This window comes from Mesorhizobium sp. M8A.F.Ca.ET.181.01.1.1 (genome assembly GCF_004792025.1).
GTDB lineage: Bacteria > Pseudomonadota > Alphaproteobacteria > Rhizobiales > Rhizobiaceae > Mesorhizobium.
In genome coordinates this window covers 1-355 of record NZ_SRTV01000112.1, presented here as the reverse complement: position 1 = coordinate 355, position 355 = coordinate 1, and the positions used below count along the sequence as shown (strand labels likewise).

1 protein-coding gene is annotated in these 355 nt (G+C 60.0%); it reads right to left on the bottom strand.

Going from position 1 to position 355, the window contains the following annotated elements; all coding sequences use genetic code 11:
* On the bottom strand, window positions 1-350 hold a 350-nt coding region (locus EN824_RS33820; RefSeq protein ID WP_245521080.1), incomplete at its 3' end, for a poly-gamma-glutamate hydrolase family protein.
* Window positions 351-355: the final 5 nt, after the last annotated feature.

The following is a 355-nucleotide window of genomic DNA, read 5'->3' as shown; positions in this document are numbered from 1 at the left end:
CAGAATTTTTCCAGAAGTTCCGGCTCGTTGCCCATCCGGCGGCGCAGGAAGAAGGGCACTTCCAGCTGTGCTCCTTTCCCCGTCAGTCCGCGATTGACGATGTTCGAATCCTGGATGCCTGGAAAGGGATGGTTGTCCTTTTGCGTCTGGAAGCCGGCCTCCTGCAGTCGCCAGGCTATCTCCGAAACCAACGCGGCGTCCTTGCCGCCAAGGTAGACCGTCGACGGATCCTCCCGATCCTGACGGCCGTGGATGGCGACGACGGTGGACTTCGTCCGCAACAGCTCCAGCGCAGATTCCTCGTCGAAATTCCTGGACGTTATGTGAAGCTCCCGGTTGCTTTCCGGCATGAGGC